Source organism: Streptomyces sp. NPDC048057, from assembly GCF_040653095.1.
GTDB lineage: Bacteria > Actinomycetota > Actinomycetes > Streptomycetales > Streptomycetaceae > Streptomyces.
In genome coordinates, this window is the sequence record NZ_JBEZNF010000026.1 from 1 (window position 1) to 16,494 (window position 16,494).

At 71.5% G+C, this 16,494-nt stretch carries 17 protein-coding genes; 10 read left to right on the plus strand and 7 right to left on the minus strand.

The window, feature by feature from the left end:
* Nucleotides 1–149: 149 nt before the first annotated feature.
* From AB0E05_RS27305 to AB0E05_RS27315, 3 genes are all read right to left on the minus strand, one after another.
* On the minus strand, nucleotides 150–335 hold the full coding sequence (locus AB0E05_RS27305) for an antitoxin (protein ID WP_361968117.1): 186 nt from the start codon (nucleotides 333–335) through the stop codon (nucleotides 150–152).
* A gap of 102 nt (nucleotides 336–437) precedes the next feature.
* Nucleotides 438–1,367 carry an SAM-dependent methyltransferase gene (locus AB0E05_RS27310; RefSeq protein ID WP_361968119.1) on the minus strand — a complete coding sequence of 310 codons (930 nt, stop codon included), beginning with the start codon at nucleotides 1,365–1,367 and terminating at the stop codon, nucleotides 438–440.
* 144 nt (nucleotides 1,368–1,511) lie between these two features.
* On the minus strand, nucleotides 1,512–1,685 hold the full coding sequence (locus AB0E05_RS27315; RefSeq protein ID WP_361968121.1) for a hypothetical protein: 174 nt from the start codon (nucleotides 1,683–1,685) through the stop codon (nucleotides 1,512–1,514).
* A gap of 328 nt (nucleotides 1,686–2,013) precedes the next feature.
* Here AB0E05_RS27315 and AB0E05_RS27320 point away from each other — a divergent pair, with 328 nt between their 5' ends.
* The gene (locus AB0E05_RS27320; protein WP_361968123.1) at nucleotides 2,014–2,397 is read left to right on the plus strand and encodes a hypothetical protein; all 384 of its coding nucleotides are present in this window, start codon (nucleotides 2,014–2,016) and stop codon (nucleotides 2,395–2,397) included.
* Nucleotides 2,398–2,509: 112 nt separating this feature from the next.
* Here AB0E05_RS27320 and glnA read toward each other — a convergent pair whose 3' ends face one another.
* A complete protein-coding gene (glnA, locus tag AB0E05_RS27325) occupies nucleotides 2,510–3,871 on the minus strand; it encodes a type I glutamate--ammonia ligase (protein WP_361542947.1) in 1,362 nt (453 codons plus the stop codon).
* Between the two features lie 217 nt (nucleotides 3,872–4,088).
* Between glnA and AB0E05_RS27330 the strand changes: the two genes are divergently transcribed.
* From AB0E05_RS27330 to AB0E05_RS27345, 4 genes are all read left to right on the plus strand, one after another.
* A complete protein-coding gene (locus tag AB0E05_RS27330) occupies nucleotides 4,089–4,445 on the plus strand; it encodes a hypothetical protein (protein WP_361968125.1) in 357 nt (118 codons plus the stop codon).
* A 100-nt stretch (nucleotides 4,446–4,545) separates the two neighbouring features.
* On the plus strand, nucleotides 4,546–5,220 hold the full coding sequence (locus AB0E05_RS27335; RefSeq protein WP_361968127.1) for a DUF3105 domain-containing protein: 675 nt from the start codon (nucleotides 4,546–4,548) through the stop codon (nucleotides 5,218–5,220).
* Nucleotides 5,217–5,867 carry a DUF305 domain-containing protein gene (locus AB0E05_RS27340; RefSeq protein WP_361968129.1) on the plus strand — a complete coding sequence of 217 codons (651 nt, stop codon included), beginning with the start codon at nucleotides 5,217–5,219 and terminating at the stop codon, nucleotides 5,865–5,867. Before AB0E05_RS27335 ends, AB0E05_RS27340 begins: the two co-directional genes overlap by 4 nt.
* A 203-nt stretch (nucleotides 5,868–6,070) precedes the next feature.
* Nucleotides 6,071–6,490, plus strand: coding sequence for a CBS domain-containing protein (locus tag AB0E05_RS27345; RefSeq protein ID WP_361968132.1), 420 nt, complete (start codon nucleotides 6,071–6,073; stop codon nucleotides 6,488–6,490).
* A 514-nt stretch (nucleotides 6,491–7,004) separates the two neighbouring features.
* On the opposite strand, the gene AB0E05_RS27350 is transcribed toward AB0E05_RS27345, so the two are convergent.
* Both AB0E05_RS27350 and AB0E05_RS27355 read right to left on the minus strand, forming a co-directional pair.
* Nucleotides 7,005–7,841 (minus strand): alpha/beta hydrolase, encoded by an 837-nt coding sequence (locus tag AB0E05_RS27350; protein ID WP_361968134.1) that lies wholly within the window; start codon nucleotides 7,839–7,841, stop codon nucleotides 7,005–7,007.
* Nucleotides 7,841–8,512 carry a DUF998 domain-containing protein gene (locus AB0E05_RS27355; protein WP_361968136.1) on the minus strand — a complete coding sequence of 224 codons (672 nt, stop codon included), beginning with the start codon at nucleotides 8,510–8,512 and terminating at the stop codon, nucleotides 7,841–7,843. Before AB0E05_RS27355 ends, AB0E05_RS27350 begins: the two co-directional genes overlap by 1 nt.
* 69 nt (nucleotides 8,513–8,581) lie before the next feature.
* Here AB0E05_RS27355 and AB0E05_RS27360 point away from each other — a divergent pair, with 69 nt between their 5' ends.
* The 3 genes from AB0E05_RS27360 to AB0E05_RS27370 all read left to right on the plus strand — a co-directional run bounded on the left by AB0E05_RS27360 (nucleotide 8,582) and on the right by AB0E05_RS27370 (nucleotide 12,772).
* A complete protein-coding gene (locus AB0E05_RS27360; protein WP_361968138.1) occupies nucleotides 8,582–9,007 on the plus strand; it encodes a DUF6153 family protein in 426 nt (141 codons plus the stop codon).
* A 299-nt stretch (nucleotides 9,008–9,306) separates the two neighbouring features.
* Nucleotides 9,307–10,914 carry a multicopper oxidase family protein gene (locus AB0E05_RS27365; protein ID WP_361968140.1) on the plus strand — a complete coding sequence of 536 codons (1,608 nt, stop codon included), beginning with the start codon at nucleotides 9,307–9,309 and terminating at the stop codon, nucleotides 10,912–10,914.
* Nucleotides 10,915–11,017: 103 nt separating this feature from the next.
* Nucleotides 11,018–12,772: an NAD+ synthase gene (locus tag AB0E05_RS27370; RefSeq protein WP_361968142.1), complete on the plus strand. Its 1,755-nt coding sequence runs from the start codon at nucleotides 11,018–11,020 to the stop codon at nucleotides 12,770–12,772.
* A gap of 277 nt (nucleotides 12,773–13,049) precedes the next feature.
* Here AB0E05_RS27370 and AB0E05_RS27375 read toward each other — a convergent pair whose 3' ends face one another.
* Nucleotides 13,050–14,087, minus strand: coding sequence for an endonuclease/exonuclease/phosphatase family protein (locus AB0E05_RS27375; RefSeq protein ID WP_361968144.1), 1,038 nt, complete (start codon nucleotides 14,085–14,087; stop codon nucleotides 13,050–13,052).
* A 339-nt stretch (nucleotides 14,088–14,426) separates the two neighbouring features.
* Between AB0E05_RS27375 and panB the strand changes: the two genes are divergently transcribed.
* A complete protein-coding gene (gene panB / locus AB0E05_RS27380) occupies nucleotides 14,427–15,287 on the plus strand; it encodes a 3-methyl-2-oxobutanoate hydroxymethyltransferase (protein WP_361968146.1) in 861 nt (286 codons plus the stop codon).
* Nucleotides 15,288–15,450: 163 nt separating this feature from the next.
* Nucleotides 15,451–16,464, plus strand: a complete 1,014-nt coding sequence (locus tag AB0E05_RS27385; protein ID WP_361968148.1) for an ATP-binding cassette domain-containing protein — start codon at nucleotides 15,451–15,453, stop codon at nucleotides 16,462–16,464.
* Nucleotides 16,465–16,494 lie beyond the last annotated feature (30 nt).

The following is a 16,494-nucleotide window of genomic DNA, read 5'->3' on the forward strand; positions in this document are numbered from 1 at the left end:
GTGGGTGTAGGGGTCGAGGGCGAGGGGGGTGGCGGTGCGGAGGGTGAGGTGGCCGATGTCGTTGGCGGTGAGGTGTGGCTCTCCCCCGGCCCGGGCCGCCGCACGCGCCGTCGCGCGGTCCGGTGCCGACAGCGCGGCGCCCTCCGTACTCAGGTCCGCGGCGGCTGGTCGCCCGTGCCGTACTGCCCCTTCAGCTTGTCCTGCGCCTGGTCGACCTGGCCGCTGTACTTGCCCTGCGTCTTGGCATCGGCGGCGTCTCCCGCCTTGTCGACCGCCTTGTCGGCCTGGGCCTCGTGGCCCTTCAGCATCTGCTTGAGCTTGTCCATGACGGACATGGGGTCACCCTTTCGCCGCTTTGCTCCCCCGTCAGTTCCAGGGTCACCGCACCCGGCCGGATCCGCATGTCGACAGGACGACTCGGAGGGGAGCGGTGGGCGTCAGGGCTTGTGGGCGACGAGGGCGTAGAGGTTGATGTCCGCGTCCGTCACGTCGTCGATGCCCTGGTACTTGGTCCGGTCGACGTCCTCCAGACCGTCGACGTACGCCTGGTCCGCCTCCAGCACCTTGGCCCGGTCGACCAGGTCGGTCGGGCGCCAGCGGTGCACGGGGACGATGCCGGGCTCGGCCAGCTCCAGCCCGTTGTCGGCGACGAACCGCCCGATCTCGGCCCGGGGCCGCCGCACCATCGAGAAGCCCCGCTCCTTGAACGCCTTGGCGACGTTCCCGACCTGCACCGGGTTCAGGTCGTCCGTCAGATGGCTGAGCACCAGCGCGCTGCCGGACGGCAGGGCGTCCAGGAGCCCCGCCGTGACGGCGTGCGCCTCCTCGCCCGGCACGAAGTGCAGTACGGCGGCGAGCACCAGCGCCACCGGCCGGTCGAAGTCGATCGTCCGCGCGGCCTCCGCGAGGATCGCCTCCCAGTCGCGCAGGTCGTACTCCATGTAGTCGGTGCGGCCCTCCGGCCCGGTGGCGAGCAGGGCGCGGGCGTGCGCGAGGACGACGGGGTCGTTGTCCACGTACACCACCCGGGACTCGGGGGCGATGCGCTGTGCGATCTGGTGCACGTTCTCCTGCGTGGGCAGCCCGGTGCCGACGTCGAGGAACTGCCGGATGCCGGCCTGTGCCGTCAGGTACGTGACCGCGCGGCGCAGGAAGTCCCGGTTGTGCCGCACGTTCAGGAACCCGCGGGGCTCGGCGGCGAGCGCCGCCTTCGCCGCCTCCCGGTCGGCGGGGAAGTTGTCCTTCCCGCCGAGGAAGAAATCGTAGACACGGGCCGGATGGGCCCTGCTGGTGTCGATCCGGCCGATCCCCCCGGCCCCCTCGCGGCTCTGCTCGGCGGAGTCGACCTGGTGCGCGTCAGCGCTCATCGGACCGTCCTCGGGGTCGGGGCGCTCACGGCGCGCACGCGTGCTCGTACGGATCAGCACCCCGCATTAGACCATCCGGGGTCGCCACCGGACCGCCATCCCGGCCCCAAACGCCCCTCCACTGACGGAACTTGACGTGCCCCCTCAGCTCAGGACGTCGTCCTCGCGCCCCGCCACCCGCAGCGCGAGTCCCAGCTCCACGTGATCGCGGATGGCGGCGTTGCCCGTGCCGCGGAAGCCCCGCGGGCCGGCCCGCCCCCTGAAAGTCGGCTGGCAGCACTCCGGCCAGGGGCGGCGCCACGCCGTCCGCGTCCACACACCGTCCCCGTGGAATACATCGAAAGATGCACCCGACCTTGTACCTGGGAATGAAATTTCCAGGCACCACATCAAGGCCACCCCTCTCCCCCGCTTCTCACTTGTACGGTATTTCTGCAACCTTGGTGCGGCATGAGCAGTGAGGCGACATGGGGGGCGGGAACAGCGATGATTTCCCTGGGCATTGGATCCCTTGCCGTGAACACAAAGGGGAGGAATGCACCTTTCTCGACCGGCCTGCAAGCTATCAGCCACGAGCTGACCATCTGCCCGCCGGTGCCGGTTGCGCCCTAGCAGTGATTCACTGACACAGGGAGTTCAAGGGAAGATGACGAAGAGAGTTTTCACCTTTGGCGCCGCAATCATGGGAATGGTCATCATGACTGCCTGCGGCACAACCGATGGCGAGTCCGGCCCATCGGGCCGTGCAACGACCAGCGCCTCCAGCATCAATGAACTGATCGGAGCCAGACAAAAGATCTTCTTCGACCTCCTTGAGAACACCAGGAACAAGCCCTCCGAAGTCAGCGACGAGGAACTCGTCAGGCAGGGCAACGCGATCTGCACCGCCGATGACAACGGCGGTGTGGGCGGTGTCATCAGCGGCGTCTTAGATGTCACGCGAGAGACCAAGGAGAAGCTCAAGATCTCATACAAGGATGCGGTCGCCGTGGTCGGCGCAGCCCGCGCAGCCTGCAAGGCGGAACCTTAAAGGAATCATTCGCTTTCACGGGGCGGCCTGCCCAAATGGTGATCGCGAACACGGAAAGCTCCAGCGACCGGTCCCGCCCGCCGCATCAGCATGGAAGCACTTCGACCTGGGCTTACAGCACAGGAAGGTTCTTGCGCAGTTCGAACGCGGTGACCTCGGAGCGGTACTCCTCCCACTCCTGCTTCTTGTTGCGCAGGAAGAAGTCGAAGACGTGCTCGCCCAGCGTCTCGGCGACCAGCTCGCTGCGTTCCATCAGGGAGATCGCCTCGCCCAGGTTCTGCGGCAGCGGTTCGATGCCCATCGCGCGGCGTTCGGCGTCGGAGAGGGCCCAGACGTCGTCGTCGGCGCCGGGCGGCAGTTCGTAGCCCTCTTCGATGCCGCGCAGGCCGGCGGCGAGCAGCACCGCGTACGTCAGGTACGGGTTGGCGCCCGAGTCGATGGAGCGGACCTCGACGCGGGAGGAGCCCATCTTGCCCGGCTTGTACATGGGCACCCGGATCAGTGCGGAGCGGTTGTTGTGGCCCCAGCAGATGTACGAGGGGGCCTCGCCGCCCGCGCCGGCGCTGCGGGCGGAGCCGCCCCAGATGCGCTTGTACGAGTTGACCCACTGGTTGGTGACGGCGGAGATCTCGGCGGCGTGGCGCAGCAGTCCGGCGATGAAGGAGCGGCCGACCTTGGAGAGTTGGTACTCGGCGCCGGACTCGTAGAAGGCGTTGCGGTCGCCCTCGAAGAGGGAGAGGTGGGTGTGCATCCCGGAGCCGGGGTACTCGCTGAACGGCTTCGGCATGAACGTGGCCTGCACCCCCTGCTCCAGCGCGACCTGCTTCATCACCAGACGGAAGGTCATCACGTTGTCCGCGGTGGACAGCGCGTCCGCGTACCGCAGGTCGATCTCCTGCTGGCCGGGAGCACCCTCGTGGTGGCTGAACTCCACCGAGATGCCCATGGACTCCAGCATGGTGATGGCCTGGCGGCGGAAGTCCATGCCGACGTTCTGCGGGGTGTGGTCGAAGTAGCCGGAGTTGTCCGCGGGGACCGGGCGGCTGCCGTCGGTGGGCTTCTCCTTCAGCAGGAAGAACTCGATCTCGGGGTGGGTGTAGAAGGTGAAGCCCAGGTCCGAGGTCTTGGCGAGGATGCGCTTGAGGACGTAGCGGGGGTCGGCGAAGGAGGGCGAGCCGTCGGGCATCAGGATGTCGCAGAACATCCGGGCCGTGCCGGGGGCCTCCGCGCGCCACGGCAGGATCTGGAAGGTGCCGGGGTCGGGCTTGGCGATCATGTCGGACTCGTACACCCGGGCGAAGCCCTCGATGGCGGAGCCGTCGAAGCCGATCCCCTCATCGAACGCCTGTTCTAGCTCGGCGGGGGCGACGGCCACGGACTTCAGGAATCCGAGCACGTCGGTGAACCACAGGCGCACGAAGCGGATGTCGCGCTCCTCCAGCGTACGGAGGACGAATTCCTGCTGCTTGTCCATTTCCACTTCCACCCAATCCTTGCCGGCCGAGCCAGACCTGCTTCCCGGAGCATCGCATCCACGGGTTTCCGGCACGTTGCGAACCCCCGACTGAGCCCCATTGTGTGTCAGCGGGCACCGTGAGACGAGTCCGAGGCCCCTGCGTCGAGCAGTGCGACGAGCCGATTGCCGCCCCGTATGACGTACGGGGCGGATGCGCTCGCTACGATCTGCGGACATGGGGGGTCAACGGCTCGGCCGCCTCGCGCGCACCACGCGTCCCGTGGCACTGCTGAGTGCCGCGGCGACGCTCCTCGGCGCGCTCTTCCTCTGTCTGAGCGTCCCGGCCGACGAGCACGCGCCCGTCGCGGACCGCGCCGTGCCGACGTACTCCTGTCCGCACGACGGCGGCGCCTGCGGACTGCGGCCGGCGATCGGGCCCGCAGTCCTCACCGCGCCGCCGCTGGACGCCCCTCCCCTCGCCGGGGAACTGCCCGCGGAGCCGCAGGCACCCGCCGCCGTCGGCGGGCGCCCGCACTCGGACGCCCTGCCGCGCGCCCCCGGCCTGCACGTCCTTCAGGTGCTCCGGATCTAGGACGCGTCCTACGACCCGGCGCACCGCACCCTTGCCCCATCCCCCAGAAGGTCGCAGCCTCTTGGCAAGGCGATCACCCCACGACGAAGGACGCACTCCCATGGCTTCCCGTAAGACCTCCAGGCCCTCCTCGAAGAACGCCGCCGCCCACGACCGCCGCGCCCGAATAGAGGCGATGCGCAAGATCGAGGCGGCGCGCGAGCGGCGGAACCGCATCCTCACCATCGGCATCAGCGGCATCGTGGTGGCCGGTCTGGTCGGCTTCGGCGTCTACGTGATCAACAACGAGAACGAAGAGGACGCGAAGAAGGTCGCCGCGAGCAAGGACCCGATCACCGGCGTGAAGGAGTGGGACGCGAAGAAGCTCGGCCGCACCCACGTCGACGGCGCCGTCAGCTACCCGGACAAGCCCCCGGTCGGCGGCGACCACCACCAGGCGTGGATGGACTGCGACGCCAAGGTCTACAAGGAGGCCGTCCCCAACGAGAACGCGGTGCACTCGCTGGAGCACGGCGCGGTCTGGGTCACCTACACGGACAAGGCGTCCAAGGACGACGTCTCCACCCTGGAGAAGAAGGTCAAGAAGACCCCGTACTCCATGATCAGCCCCTACAAGGACCAGGCGGGCGCCATCATGCTGTCCGCGTGGGGCAAGCAGCTCACGGTCGACTCCGCGAAGGACGACCGGGTGGAGAAGTTCTTCGACAAGTACGTCCTCGGTGAGCAGACCCCCGAGAAGGGCGCCTCGTGCGCGGGCGGAGTGACCGGCAAGTGAACTCCCTGACCCGTACGCACTGGGTGGCGGTCGCCGCGGTCGTCCTGGCGCTGCTCTTCGCCGGCGCGGCGACGGTGGCCTCCGCGGGCGACGGCGGCGGGCCGAAGACCCCCTCCACCGACTCCGCGGACGCCGGATTCGCCCGCGACATGTCCGTCCACCACCAGCAGGCGGTGGAGATGTCGTTCATCGTGCGCGAACGCACGCGGGACGAGGACGTGCGCCGGCTGGCGTACGACATCATCAACACCCAGGCCAACCAGCGCGGCATGATGCAGGGCTGGCTGGACATGTGGGGCCTGTCGCAGATCGCCACGGACCGCGAGCCCATGGAGTGGATGGCGAAGGAGGGCGGCGACCACGCCGGCCACGGAGCCCCCGCGGGCGACGCGATGATGCCCGGCATGGCCACCTCCGAGCAGCTGGAGCAGCTCGGGAAGCTCAGCGGCAAGGCCGCGGAGATCGAGTACCTCCAGCTGATGATCACCCATCACAACGGCGGGGTCGCGATGGCCCAGGGCTGTGTGGACCTGTGCGAGCCCGGCGCGGAGCAGGAGCTGGCGAAGGGCATGGTGACCGGGCAGCAGTCCGAGGTGGAGCTGATGGTGAGCATGCTGAAGAAGCGGGGCGCGCAGCCCCGGACCTGAGGTCCCCGCGGGGGTTGTGGTGGGCTCCGCGCCCCCACAACCCGCGGGCGGGCGCCCGACGGCGTGCACGTTCACCCGTTTGGCCTACACCCGGTTCGCACCGGTCGCGCCCCCGCTGCCGGCCCCCGACCATGAAGTGGCGTACGGGTCCGGCCGTCACGTGGGCGTCGGGCCGCCGTCGGCCGTCAGGAGGACCGAACGCCATGACCACCGCGAAGGACATCATGCACGCCGGGGCGCAGTGGATCCCGGCGCACGAAACGCTCGACCGGGCCGCGCAGCTGATGCGTCAGCTGGACGTGGGCGCGCTGCCCATCGCGGACTCCCGGGAACGTCTCTGCGGCATCCTCACCGACCGCGACATCGTCGTCGGCTGCGTCGCGCTCGGCCATGACCCCGCGCAGGTCACGGCGGGCGACATGGCCCAGGGTACGCCCCGCTGGATAGACGCCGGCTCGGACGTGGACGAGGTGCTCCAGGAGATGGAGGTGCACCAGATCCGCCGGCTGCCGGTGATCGAGAACAAGCGGCTGATCGGGATGATCAGCGAGGCGGACCTCGCGCAGCACCTGTCGGACGAGCAGCTCGCGGCGTGGATGGAGCACGTGTACGCACGCGGCTGACGCGCTGCGGCTTGCGGTTGCTTGAGCGGGCGCGGTCACGCCGTGGTGGCCAAGCAGCCTTGGCGTCTGCGGCCCGTCTGTGGCTGGTCGCGTAGTTCCGCCCCTACGCCCCGAGGGCGTGGTGGCACCCCCCAGCGCCCCTGACAGCACCGCCGTAGCCATACGGGAGCGTTGGTCTCCGCGGGCCGGTGGGGCTTGTTCGCGCAGTTCCGCCCCCTACGCCCAGAGGGCGTGGGGGGACCCCCAGCGCCCCTGATGTGCTCCCCCTGCCGTTCCAAGTGCTGGCTGTTGAACCCAAGGGCCTCGGGCACGGGTACCCAGGGGCGCGGGGAACTGCGCGACCAGTCACCCACCGGGCCGCAGAGACCAGCGCAGCCGCAGGGCTACGGCGGTGTGGTCAGGGGCGCTGGAGTCCCCCGTGCCCGCAAGGGCAAGGGGGCGGAACTGCGCGAGCAAGCCACCACCGGGTCGCAGACGCCAAGGTTGCCAGGCCGCCACGGCGACGCCGCGCCCGCTAAGGCGCCCGCAGGGCTACCCGCAGCACCGCGCGGGCCACCGCCTCCGGGCGGTCCAGCATCAGGAGGTGGCCCGCGGCGGCGATGGCCTCGAAGCGGGCGCCGAGCAGGAGGGCGAGTTCTCGTTGGCGGGTCGTCCAGCGTCGGCCGCCGGCGGTCGCCGCGAGCACGGTGAGCGAGGCGTCCGCGGGCAGCGGGTGGCGCTGGCGCAGCGCCAGCAGCTGCGCCGCGACGTCCAGGTAGTGCGCGTTCTCCAGGAGCGCGCCGCGCAGGACGCGCGAGGTCCCGTAGACGCCGCGCACCAGCTCCGCGGGGGCGGGATCGGCCCCGTGGGCGCGGGAGAGCCGGACGGCGAGCCGTCGCGCCGGCGGCCCGAAGGTCGCGGGGACGCCGGCCGCGCTCAGCACCGCCGCCGCGGCGCGGGCCGCGGTCGTACGGGCGCGGGGCGCGGCGGGGGTGCGGGCCCGTTCCTCCACGCTGGAGTCGACGAGGACGACCCCGCTCGTACGGTCGGGGTACAGCCGGGCGAACGCCTCCGCGTGGAATCCGGCGACGGAGTGCCCGACGACGGTGACGGGACCCTCGCCGCAGCCGAGCGCGTCGAGCAGCCGGGCGATGCGACGGGCCTCCCCCGCCGCGGTGGGCGGTGCGTCCGCGGTCGCGCTGAGCCCGTGCCCGGGGCGGTCGAAGCGGACGACGGTGCGGTGCGGTGCGAGCAGCGGTACGACGGGGTCCCAGTCGAACCAGCCGAGCCCGAGCCCCGCGCTGAGCACGCAGACCGGCCCCGTGCCTTCGACGACCACGTGGTGCGCCACGCCGTCGACCCGTACGAACATCACCGTGCCACCGCCCTCGGCTCCTTCGCCGCCCGCGCCATCGACAGGGCGAGCAGACCCAACCAGACTGCCACGAGGAGGACTTGCAGCCGCTGTCCCGCACCGAGGGCCCAGGTGCCGCGCCCCGCTTCGAAGGCCGCGACGGACGCCAGGGTCCACCCGGTCGCGATCAGTTCCAGCGCGACCAGCGGGGGTCCGAAGCGGGCGAGTGCGGGCCACCAGCCGTACCGCCGCGCGGCGACGGTGAGCCCCACGATCCCTATCAGCGCACCCGTCATCGCCAGCGAGCTGCTCACGGCGTGCGCGGTGTGGGTGGCGGGCACGAGGCCCGCGGTCTCGCGGGCGGCGCACTCGGGGTCCGCGGTGGGGGTGCAGCTCAGGGGCAGTCGGGAGTCGACGGCGGTCGCGGCGCCGAAGAGCGCCACCCCGCCCCAGCCGATCAGCGCCCACGGTCTGCGCGGCGTCCGCGCCAGCGCCAGGACCGCCCCGACGAGGACGAGGGAGCCGGCGGCGAGGTCCGTGGCGCGGAAGAGGCCGCCGAGCGGTTGATCGGCCGCCGCGAGTTCGCTCACGTACGTCTGGATCGGGTCGAGCCCGGTCGACAGGACGACTTCGAGCACCCAGGCGGTGTAGGCGAGGGCGCCGATGGCTATGAGGGCGGCGGCGATCATCACCCCATGATCGCGCACCCGACACCGCCCCTCCCGGGACGGATACCCGGTGGGGGTAAGATGCGGATCATGGTGAAGCGTTCGGGCACGCGGAGGGGACAGCTCCTGCTGTTCCTCGCGCTGCTGTTCGGCATCACCACGATGCACACCGTCGGCCACCCCGCTTCGGGGCACTCGGGCCCGGGCGCAGTCGCCCACGCGGCGTCCACCGGACACGGCAGCGCCCCCGCGACCCACGTCGCGGACCGTGCCGCCCCGCCCCTCGTGCAGGACTCGACACCCGAGCCCGGTGTGATGGACCCCACGCTCGTGTGCCTCGCCGTCCTCGGCGCCTGGGGCCTGGCCCTGCTCGTGGCCGCCGCCGCGTGGCTGCGCCGGCGCGCCGGTCACCTCACCGCCCGCCTCAAGGCCGTCGGCGCCGCCCTGCCCCAAGTGCGGGCCGGTCCGCCCCCCGAGCGCATACGCCTCGCGCAGTTGTCGGTGCTGCGGATCTAGGGGCTTCTTTCGGATCAGGCTGGATCAGCGTGGGGGTCCCCCCACGCCCTCCGGGCGTAGGGGGAGGGGTCTGGTGCCGTGGATCTCAAGGCGGAGGAGGGAGTCGACGCGGAGCGTCGGCGACCGACGACAACGCGGCGAGGCGCGGCACCAGGGCACGGGAGCCCAGCAAGATCCGTAAGACAGCCCCTGGGAGCGTGCGTGCCGCCCGAGGGGCGGCAGGCGCGACGGATCCGCACGACTTCCAGCCGGTACGAGCCGGCTCTCACCGACTTCACACAGCACGAGGTGCTTGCATCATGACGACTCACATCACGCGCCGCTCCATCCTCGGGGCGTCGCTCGCCGTGGCCGGGACGGGCGTCCTGGCGGCCTGCTCCAGCTCCGACGGCGGCAGCGGCGGTCACGCCGGGCACACCGGCGGCGGGGGCGGCGCGAAGGCGCAGCCGGCCGGGTTCGTGGAGCCCGACGGCAAGGAGGTCCAGGACGCCGAGGCCAAGCGCCGCGGCGGCCCCGAGCGCAAGGTCAAGCTGACGGCCACCGCCGCCACGCTGGACCTGGGCGGCGGCCTGGCCGTGAAGACCTGGGCGTACGACGGCCGGCTGCCCGGCCAGGAGGTCCGGGTCACCGCGGGCGACACGCTCGCCCTCACCCTGGCCAACAACCTGCCCGAGACGACATCCCTGCACTGGCACGGGCTGGCCCTGCGCAACGACATGGACGGCGTCCCCGACCTCACGCAGAAGCCGATCAAGGCGGGCGGCACCTTCGAGTACCGCTTCGCCGTCCCGCACCCGGGCACGTACTGGTTCCACCCCCACTCGGGCGTCCAGCAGGACCGCGGCCTGTACGCCCCGCTGATCATCGAGGACCCCAAGGAGCCGCTGAAGTACGACAAGGAGTGGGTCATCGTCCTGGACGACTGGGTCGACGGCATCGAGGGCTCCACCCCGGACGCGGTGCTCAAGGAGCTGAGCAAGGGCATGTCCGGCGGCGGGCACGCGGGCCACGGCGGCATGAGCACGGTGTCCGCGAAGTCTGCGAAGTCGACTGCTTCCCCCGGCCCCCAGGGCCCGTCCCGGATGATGATGGGCGCGAAGAGCGACCTGCTGGGCGGGGACGCGGGTGACGTGGCGTACCCGCACTACCTGGTCAACGGTCGCACGCCGCAGGACCCGGCGTCCTTCGCGGCCAAGCCCGGCGAGCGGATCCGGCTGCGGATCATCAACGCGGGCGGGGACACCGCCTTCCGCATCGCCCTCGGCGGGCACGAGCTGACCGTGACCCACACCGACGGCTTCCCCGTCCAGCACGCGAAGACGGACGCCGTGCTGTTGGGCATGGGCGAGCGGTACGACGTGCTGGTGACGGCCGGCGACGGGGTCTTCCCGCTGGTCGCCCTGGCCGAGGGGAAGAACGCGACCGCGCTGGCGGTGCTGCGCACCGGGAGCGGGGCGGCGCCGGCGGCCACCGTGCGTCCCGCGGAGCTCACCAAGCGGGTGCTGACCGCGGACAAGCTGCGGGCGGACGCCTCCGTCGCGCTGCCGGCCAAGAAGCCCGACCGGGAGATCAAGATCAAGCTCTCGGGCGGGATGGCCAAGTACGACTGGGCCTTCGACGGCAAGCCGTACACGCCCGACCAGCGGCACGAGGTCCGGGCGGGCGAGCGGGTGCGGCTGGTCTTCAGCAACCCGACCGGGATGTGGCACCCGCTGCACCTGCACGGCCACACCTTCGGGCTGGCGAACGTGGCGAACGGGCCGCGCAAGGACACCGCGGTGATCCTGCCGAACGGCACGCTGACCGCGGACTTCGACGCCGACAACCCGGGCCTGTGGATGATCCACTGCCACAACGTGTACCACGCGGAGGCCGGCATGATGACCGTGCTGGGCTACCGCAAGTAGGACCCTGACGGGCCGGGTGCGGGGCGCCCCCGCAGCGCTCTCACGGGGCGTCCCGCACCCGCACCCCAGGACATCGCGTCAGAAAGACGATTAGACTGGGGACGTGCCCCAACTTCGTCTCGCCCTGAACCAGATCGACGCAACCGTCGGCGACCTCGCCCAGAACGCCGAGGCGATCGTGCGCTGGACCCGGCACGCCGCCGAGCAGGGCGCCCACCTGGTCGCCTTCCCCGAAATGGTGCTCACCGGCTACCCGGTCGAGGACCTCGCCCTGCGCTCCTCCTTCGTGCACGCGTCCCGGGCGGCCCTGCGCGAGCTGGCCGTGCGCCTGGCCGACGAGGGCTTCGGCGCGCTGCCGGTCGTCGTCGGCTACCTCGACCGCAGCGAGAGCGCCCGGCCGGCGTACGGCCAGCCCGCGGGCGCGCCCCGCAACGCGGCGGCGGTGCTGCACGGCGGCGAGGTGGTGCTCACCTTCGCCAAGCACCACCTGCCGAACTACGGCGTCTTCGACGAGTTCCGCTACTTCGTCCCCGGCGACACCCTGCCCGTGGTCCGGGTGCGCGGCGTGGACGTGGCGCTCGCGATCTGCGAGGACCTGTGGCAGGACGGCGGCCGGGTGCCGGCGACCCGGACCGCCGGGGCCGGGCTGCTGGTCTCCATCAACGCGTCCCCGTACGAGCTCAACAAGGACGACACCCGGCTGGAGCTGGTGCGCAAGCGCGCGCAGGAAGCCGGGTGCACGGTGGCGTACTGCGCGATGATCGGCGGCCAGGACGAACTCGTCTTCGACGGCGACTCGATCGTCGTGGACGCGGCCGGCGGGGTCGTCGCGCGGGCCCCGCAGTTCGCGGAGGGCTGCGTGGTGCTCGACCTGGAGCTGCCGGCCGCCGGCGAGGCGCCCTCCGGCATCGTCGACGACGGGCTGCGCGTCGACCACGTCGTGATCAGCGAGGAGCCGGTGCCGACGTACGACCCGGAGCTGACCGGCGGGTACGCCGAGCGGCTCGCCGACGACGAGGAGGTGTACTCGGCGCTCGTCGTGGGGCTGCGCGCCTACGTCGCGAAGAACGGCTTCCGCTCGGTGCTGGTCGGGCTCTCCGGCGGCATCGACTCGGCGCTGGTCGCCGCGATCGCCTGCGACGCGGTGGGGGCAGGGAACGTGTACGGAGTCTCCATGCCGTCGAAGTACTCCTCCGAGCACTCCAAGGACGACGCGGCGGAACTGGCCTGCCGCACCGGGCTGAACTACCGCACGGTGCCGATCGAGCCGATGTTCGACGCGTACATGAACGCGCTGGGCCTCACCGGGCTCGCCGAGGAGAACCTCCAGTCCCGGCTGCGCGGCACCCTGCTGATGGCGCTCTCCAACCAGGAGGGCCACCTCGTCCTCGCCCCGGGCAACAAGTCCGAGCTGGCGGTGGGCTACTCGACGCTGTACGGCGACTCCGTCGGCGCGTACGGCCCCATCAAGGACGTCTACAAGACGGCGGTGTACCGCCTCGCCGCGTGGCGCAACGCGGCGGCGCGGGACCGCGGCCAGACCCCGCCGATCCCGGAGGCGTCCCTCACCAAGCCCCCGAGCGCGGAACTCCGCCCCGGCCAGGTCGACACGGACTCCCTGCCGGACTACGACGTCCTGGACCGGCTGCTGGAGCTGTACGTGGACCGGGACCAGGGGAAGGAGGCGATCGTGGCGGCGGGGTTCGGGGAGGAGCTGGTGGTGCGGACGCTGCGGATGGTGGATGCGGCGGAGTACAAGAGGCGGCAGTATCCGCCGGGGGCGAAGATCTCGGCGAAGGGTTTCGGCAAGGACCGTCGCCTGCCGATCACCAACCACTGGCGCGAGCACGCCCCGTAACCCGCGCCTTGGCGCTCGCGCGCCTTGCGGGAATCCAGCGCCGTTCCCCTGCGGGAGCGTTGGTCTCTGCGGCCCGGTGGTGGGCTTGTCGCGCAGTTCCCCGCGCCCCTGTTTCGCTGCCCCCGTCGTCCCAAGTGCCGGCTGGTGGATCCAAGCACCTCGGGAACCTAGGGGCGCGGGGAACTGCGCGACGAGCCACAGACAGGCCGCAGAGACCAACGCTCCCGCAGGGGCACGGCGGACGGATCAGCCGCCGAGCCCGCCGCATGGCGAACCGTCAGAGCCGGATGCTCGCTGCCACCGGCAAGTGGTCGCTGTTCGTGCGAGGGAGGGTCCAGGAGGAGACCGGTTCGACATCCCGCACCAGGATCTGGTCGATCCGCGCCATCGGGAACGACGCCGGCCAGCTGAAGCCGAAGCCGTCCCCCGCAGCGCCCTGCGTCGACCGCATCTGCGACGTGACGGACTTGAGCGCGCGGTCGTTCATCGTGCCGTTGAGGTCGCCCAGCAGCACGACCCCCGCCACCCGCTCCCGCGAGATCGCCTCGCCGAGCGCGTCCGCGCTGCGGTCGCGTTCGCTCGCGGTGAAGCCCGCGCGCATCTTGACCCGTACGGACGGCATGTGGGCCACGTACACCGCGACCTCGCCCTGGGGCGTGACGACCGTGGAGCGCATCGCGCGGGTCCAGCCGAGGCGGATGTCGACGGGGGCGACGTCGGTGAGCGGGTACTTGCTCCACAGGCCCACCGTGCCCTGCACCGCGTGGTACTTGTACGTGTCCGCGAGCGCGTCGCGGTACGCGGAGACCTGGCCCTGGGCCAACTCCTGGAGCGCCAGGACGTCCGCGCCCGACGCGGCGACGTCCTTCGCGGTGCGCTCCGGATCGGGGTTGTCCGCGTTGACGTTGTGCGAAGCGACCGTCAGATCGCCGCCCCCGGTGGACTTGTCGGTGATCAGACCGCCGAAGAGGTTGAACCAGACGAGGACGGGCAGCAGCAGGGCGATCAGCGCGGTCGCCGACCGCCGCCACAGCGCCCCCAGCAGCAACAGCGGCACGGTCACCACCGTGAGCCACGGCAGGAACGTCTCGGAGAGGCTGCCCAGGTTGCCGATCCGGTTGGGCACGTGGGCGTGAAGCCCCGTCAGGAGGGCGACGAGGACAGCGCACACGCCGAGGACGACGCCGCGCCGCCAGATCCCCGGGTCCCCGCGCCAACTGCGGAACGGCCCCAGGCCACGGAGCCGGGATCGGGTTGGGGTGACCGGGTCCTTCGGGTCGCCGCTCTCCGTCTCAGCTTCGTACGCCTGCACCATAAGAGCTTTTCCTCACTGCCTTGCGCCGCCACACACCAGCTTCGGCCCCGACACTAGGCGATGACGGTACTTCCCGTGCCGCCCCGGGGCGGCCGTACGCTCCGGATGACGGTCGCGGGGCGCGTCCCGGTTCCTCGTATCGGCGCAGGTGGTGCCGGTGTGACGGACGCATCACACCGGGCCCGGACCCCATCGGGTGCGGGCGGGTCGGGCACATGACGTCACGGGGCGTCACCGAACGGCCCCCGGTCTTTTCACGGTGCGGCACGAAGTGCCACCATGGGAGGTGATCCGGGGACGCCGTCAGGGCGCCACGAGATGACGTTAGGAGCCGCAGCCATGACGCTTCAGGCTGCCCAGAAGCCCGCAGACAGCAGCAAGGCGCTGTACGGGGGCAAGGGCACTCGTCGCATCACCGTCCACGACATCGCCGCCGCCAAGGCCCGCGGCGAGAAGTGGCCCATGCTCACCGCCTACGACGCGATGACCGCGTCCGTCTTCGACGAGGCGGGCATCCCCGTCGTCCTCGTCGGCGACTCCATGGGCAACACCCACCTCGGGTACGACACCACCGTCCCGGTCACCATGGACGAGATGACGCTGCTGGCCGCCGCGGTGGTGCGCGGCACGCAGCGCGCCCTCGTCGTCGGCGACCTGCCGTTCGGTTCGTACCAGGAAGGGCCGGTGCAGGCCCTGCGCAACGCCACCCGGCTGGTCAAGGACGCCGGCGTCGGGGCCGTGAAGCTGGAGGGCGGCGAGCGCTCGCTGCCGCAGACCGAGCTGATCGTGCAGGCCGGCATCCCCGTCATGTCCCACCTGGGCCTGACCCCGCAGTCCGTGAACACCATGGGCTACCGGGTGCAGGGCCGCGACGACGAGGCCGCGCACCGGCTGCTGCGGGACGCCAAGGCCGCCCAGGACGCGGGCGCCTTCGCCCTCGTGCTGGAACTGGTCCCCGCCGAGCTGGCCGCCGAGGTCACCCGCTCGCTGCACATCCCGACGATCGGGATAGGCGCCGGCCCCGACACCGACGCCCAGGTCCTGGTCTGGACGGACATGGCGGGCCTGACCGGCGGCAAGGTGCCCCGGTTCACCAAGCAGTACGCCGATCTGCGCCGCACCCTGGGCGACGCCGCGAAGGCGTTCGCCGACGACGTCGTGGGCGGCGCCTTCCCGCAGGAAGAGCACACCTTCCACTGAGGCCCGCGGCTGAATCCCGCGGCACCCCGAGGCCACCCCCGGCACAGACGACAGCCCGCCGATCTTCCCCCGTCGGCGGGCTGTCGGCCGTCCACGGCCCCTGCCGGCGGCATGTCGGCGGGCTGTCGGTGAGCTGTCGGCGGCTGCCGGCACCGTGGACCACATGAAGCGAAACGACAAGAACCCGCACCGCACCGGGGGCTCCGCCGTCGAGGTGCGGGGGCTGGTCAAGCACTACGGGGAGACGAAGGCGCTGGACGGGGTGGACGTCGACGTCCGCGAGGGCACCGTGCTCGGTGTGCTCGGCCCCAACGGAGCCGGCAAGACCACCCTCGTGCGCTGCCTGTCCACCCTGATCGTCCCGGACGCCGGGACCGCGACCGTCGCCGGCTACGACGTGGTGCACCAGCCCCGGGCGCTGCGCCGCGTCATCGGGCTGACCGGCCAGTACGCCTCCGTCGACGAGAAGCTGTCCGGCTGGGAGAACCTGTACATGATCGGCCGGCTGCTCGACCTGTCGCGCAAGGACGCACGGGCCCGCAGCGACGCGATGCTGGAGCGCTTCTCCCTCACCGAGGCGGCGAGGCGGCCCGCCGCCCAGTACTCCGGCGGCATGCGGCGCCGGCTCGACCTGGCCGCGTCGATGATCGGGCGGCCCGCGGTGCTCTATCTCGACGAGCCGACCACCGGTCTCGACCCGCGGACCCGCAACGAGGTGTGGGACGAGGTCCGCTCCATGGTCTCCGAGGGCGCCACGGTGCTGCTGACCACGCAGTACATGGAGGAGGCGGAGCAGCTCGCGCACGAGCTGACCGTCATCGACCGGGGCCGGGTCGTCGCCAGCGGCGGCGTGGAGGAGCTGAAGGCCAAGGTCGGCGGACGGGCGCTGGTCGTCCGCCCGAGCGACCCGGCCGACCTGCCCGAGATGGCGCGGGCGCTGGCCGAGACCGGCCTCGACGGGATCGGCGGGGTGCGGACGGTGCCCGAAGAGCGCCAGCTGTACGTACCGATCCTGGCCGACGTGCAACTGACCGCGGTGATCGGTCTGCTGGCCGAGCGCGGCTTCGAGATCGCCCACATCGGCACGCACCTGCCGAGCCTGGACGAGGTGTTCCTGGCCATCACGGGAGAGAAGACGAGCGGGTCGCAGACGACCCTTGAGGAGGTCGCGGCGTGAGCGCCACCACCACCAGCAAGCCCGTGCGCC

Excerpts from the sequence above, each read along its gene's own strand:
- AB0E05_RS27360 (WP_361968138.1), top strand. The coding sequence starts at position 8,582 with ATGGTGAAGCGTTCGGGCACGCGGAGGGGACAGCTCCTGCTGTTCCTC.
- AB0E05_RS27335 (WP_361968127.1), top strand. The coding sequence starts at position 4,546 with ATGGCTTCCCGTAAGACCTCCAGGCCCTCCTCGAAGAACGCCGCCGCC.
- AB0E05_RS27375 (WP_361968144.1), bottom strand. The coding sequence starts at position 14,087 with ATGGTGCAGGCGTACGAAGCTGAGACGGAGAGCGGCGACCCGAAGGAC.
- panB (WP_361968146.1), top strand. The coding sequence starts at position 14,427 with ATGACGCTTCAGGCTGCCCAGAAGCCCGCAGACAGCAGCAAGGCGCTG.
- AB0E05_RS27305 (WP_361968117.1), bottom strand. The coding sequence starts at position 335 with ATGTCCGTCATGGACAAGCTCAAGCAGATGCTGAAGGGCCACGAGGCC.
- AB0E05_RS27320 (WP_361968123.1), top strand. The coding sequence starts at position 2,014 with ATGACGAAGAGAGTTTTCACCTTTGGCGCCGCAATCATGGGAATGGTC.
- AB0E05_RS27385 (WP_361968148.1), top strand. The coding sequence starts at position 15,451 with ATGAAGCGAAACGACAAGAACCCGCACCGCACCGGGGGCTCCGCCGTC.
- AB0E05_RS27330 (WP_361968125.1), top strand. The coding sequence starts at position 4,089 with ATGGGGGGTCAACGGCTCGGCCGCCTCGCGCGCACCACGCGTCCCGTG.
- AB0E05_RS27345 (WP_361968132.1), top strand. The coding sequence starts at position 6,071 with ATGACCACCGCGAAGGACATCATGCACGCCGGGGCGCAGTGGATCCCG.
- AB0E05_RS27355 (WP_361968136.1), bottom strand. The coding sequence starts at position 8,512 with ATGATCGCCGCCGCCCTCATAGCCATCGGCGCCCTCGCCTACACCGCC.
- glnA (WP_361542947.1), bottom strand. The coding sequence starts at position 3,871 with ATGGACAAGCAGCAGGAATTCGTCCTCCGTACGCTGGAGGAGCGCGAC.
- AB0E05_RS27350 (WP_361968134.1), bottom strand. The coding sequence starts at position 7,841 with ATGTTCGTACGGGTCGACGGCGTGGCGCACCACGTGGTCGTCGAAGGC.
- AB0E05_RS27310 (WP_361968119.1), bottom strand. The coding sequence starts at position 1,367 with ATGAGCGCTGACGCGCACCAGGTCGACTCCGCCGAGCAGAGCCGCGAG.
- AB0E05_RS27365 (WP_361968140.1), top strand. The coding sequence starts at position 9,307 with ATGACGACTCACATCACGCGCCGCTCCATCCTCGGGGCGTCGCTCGCC.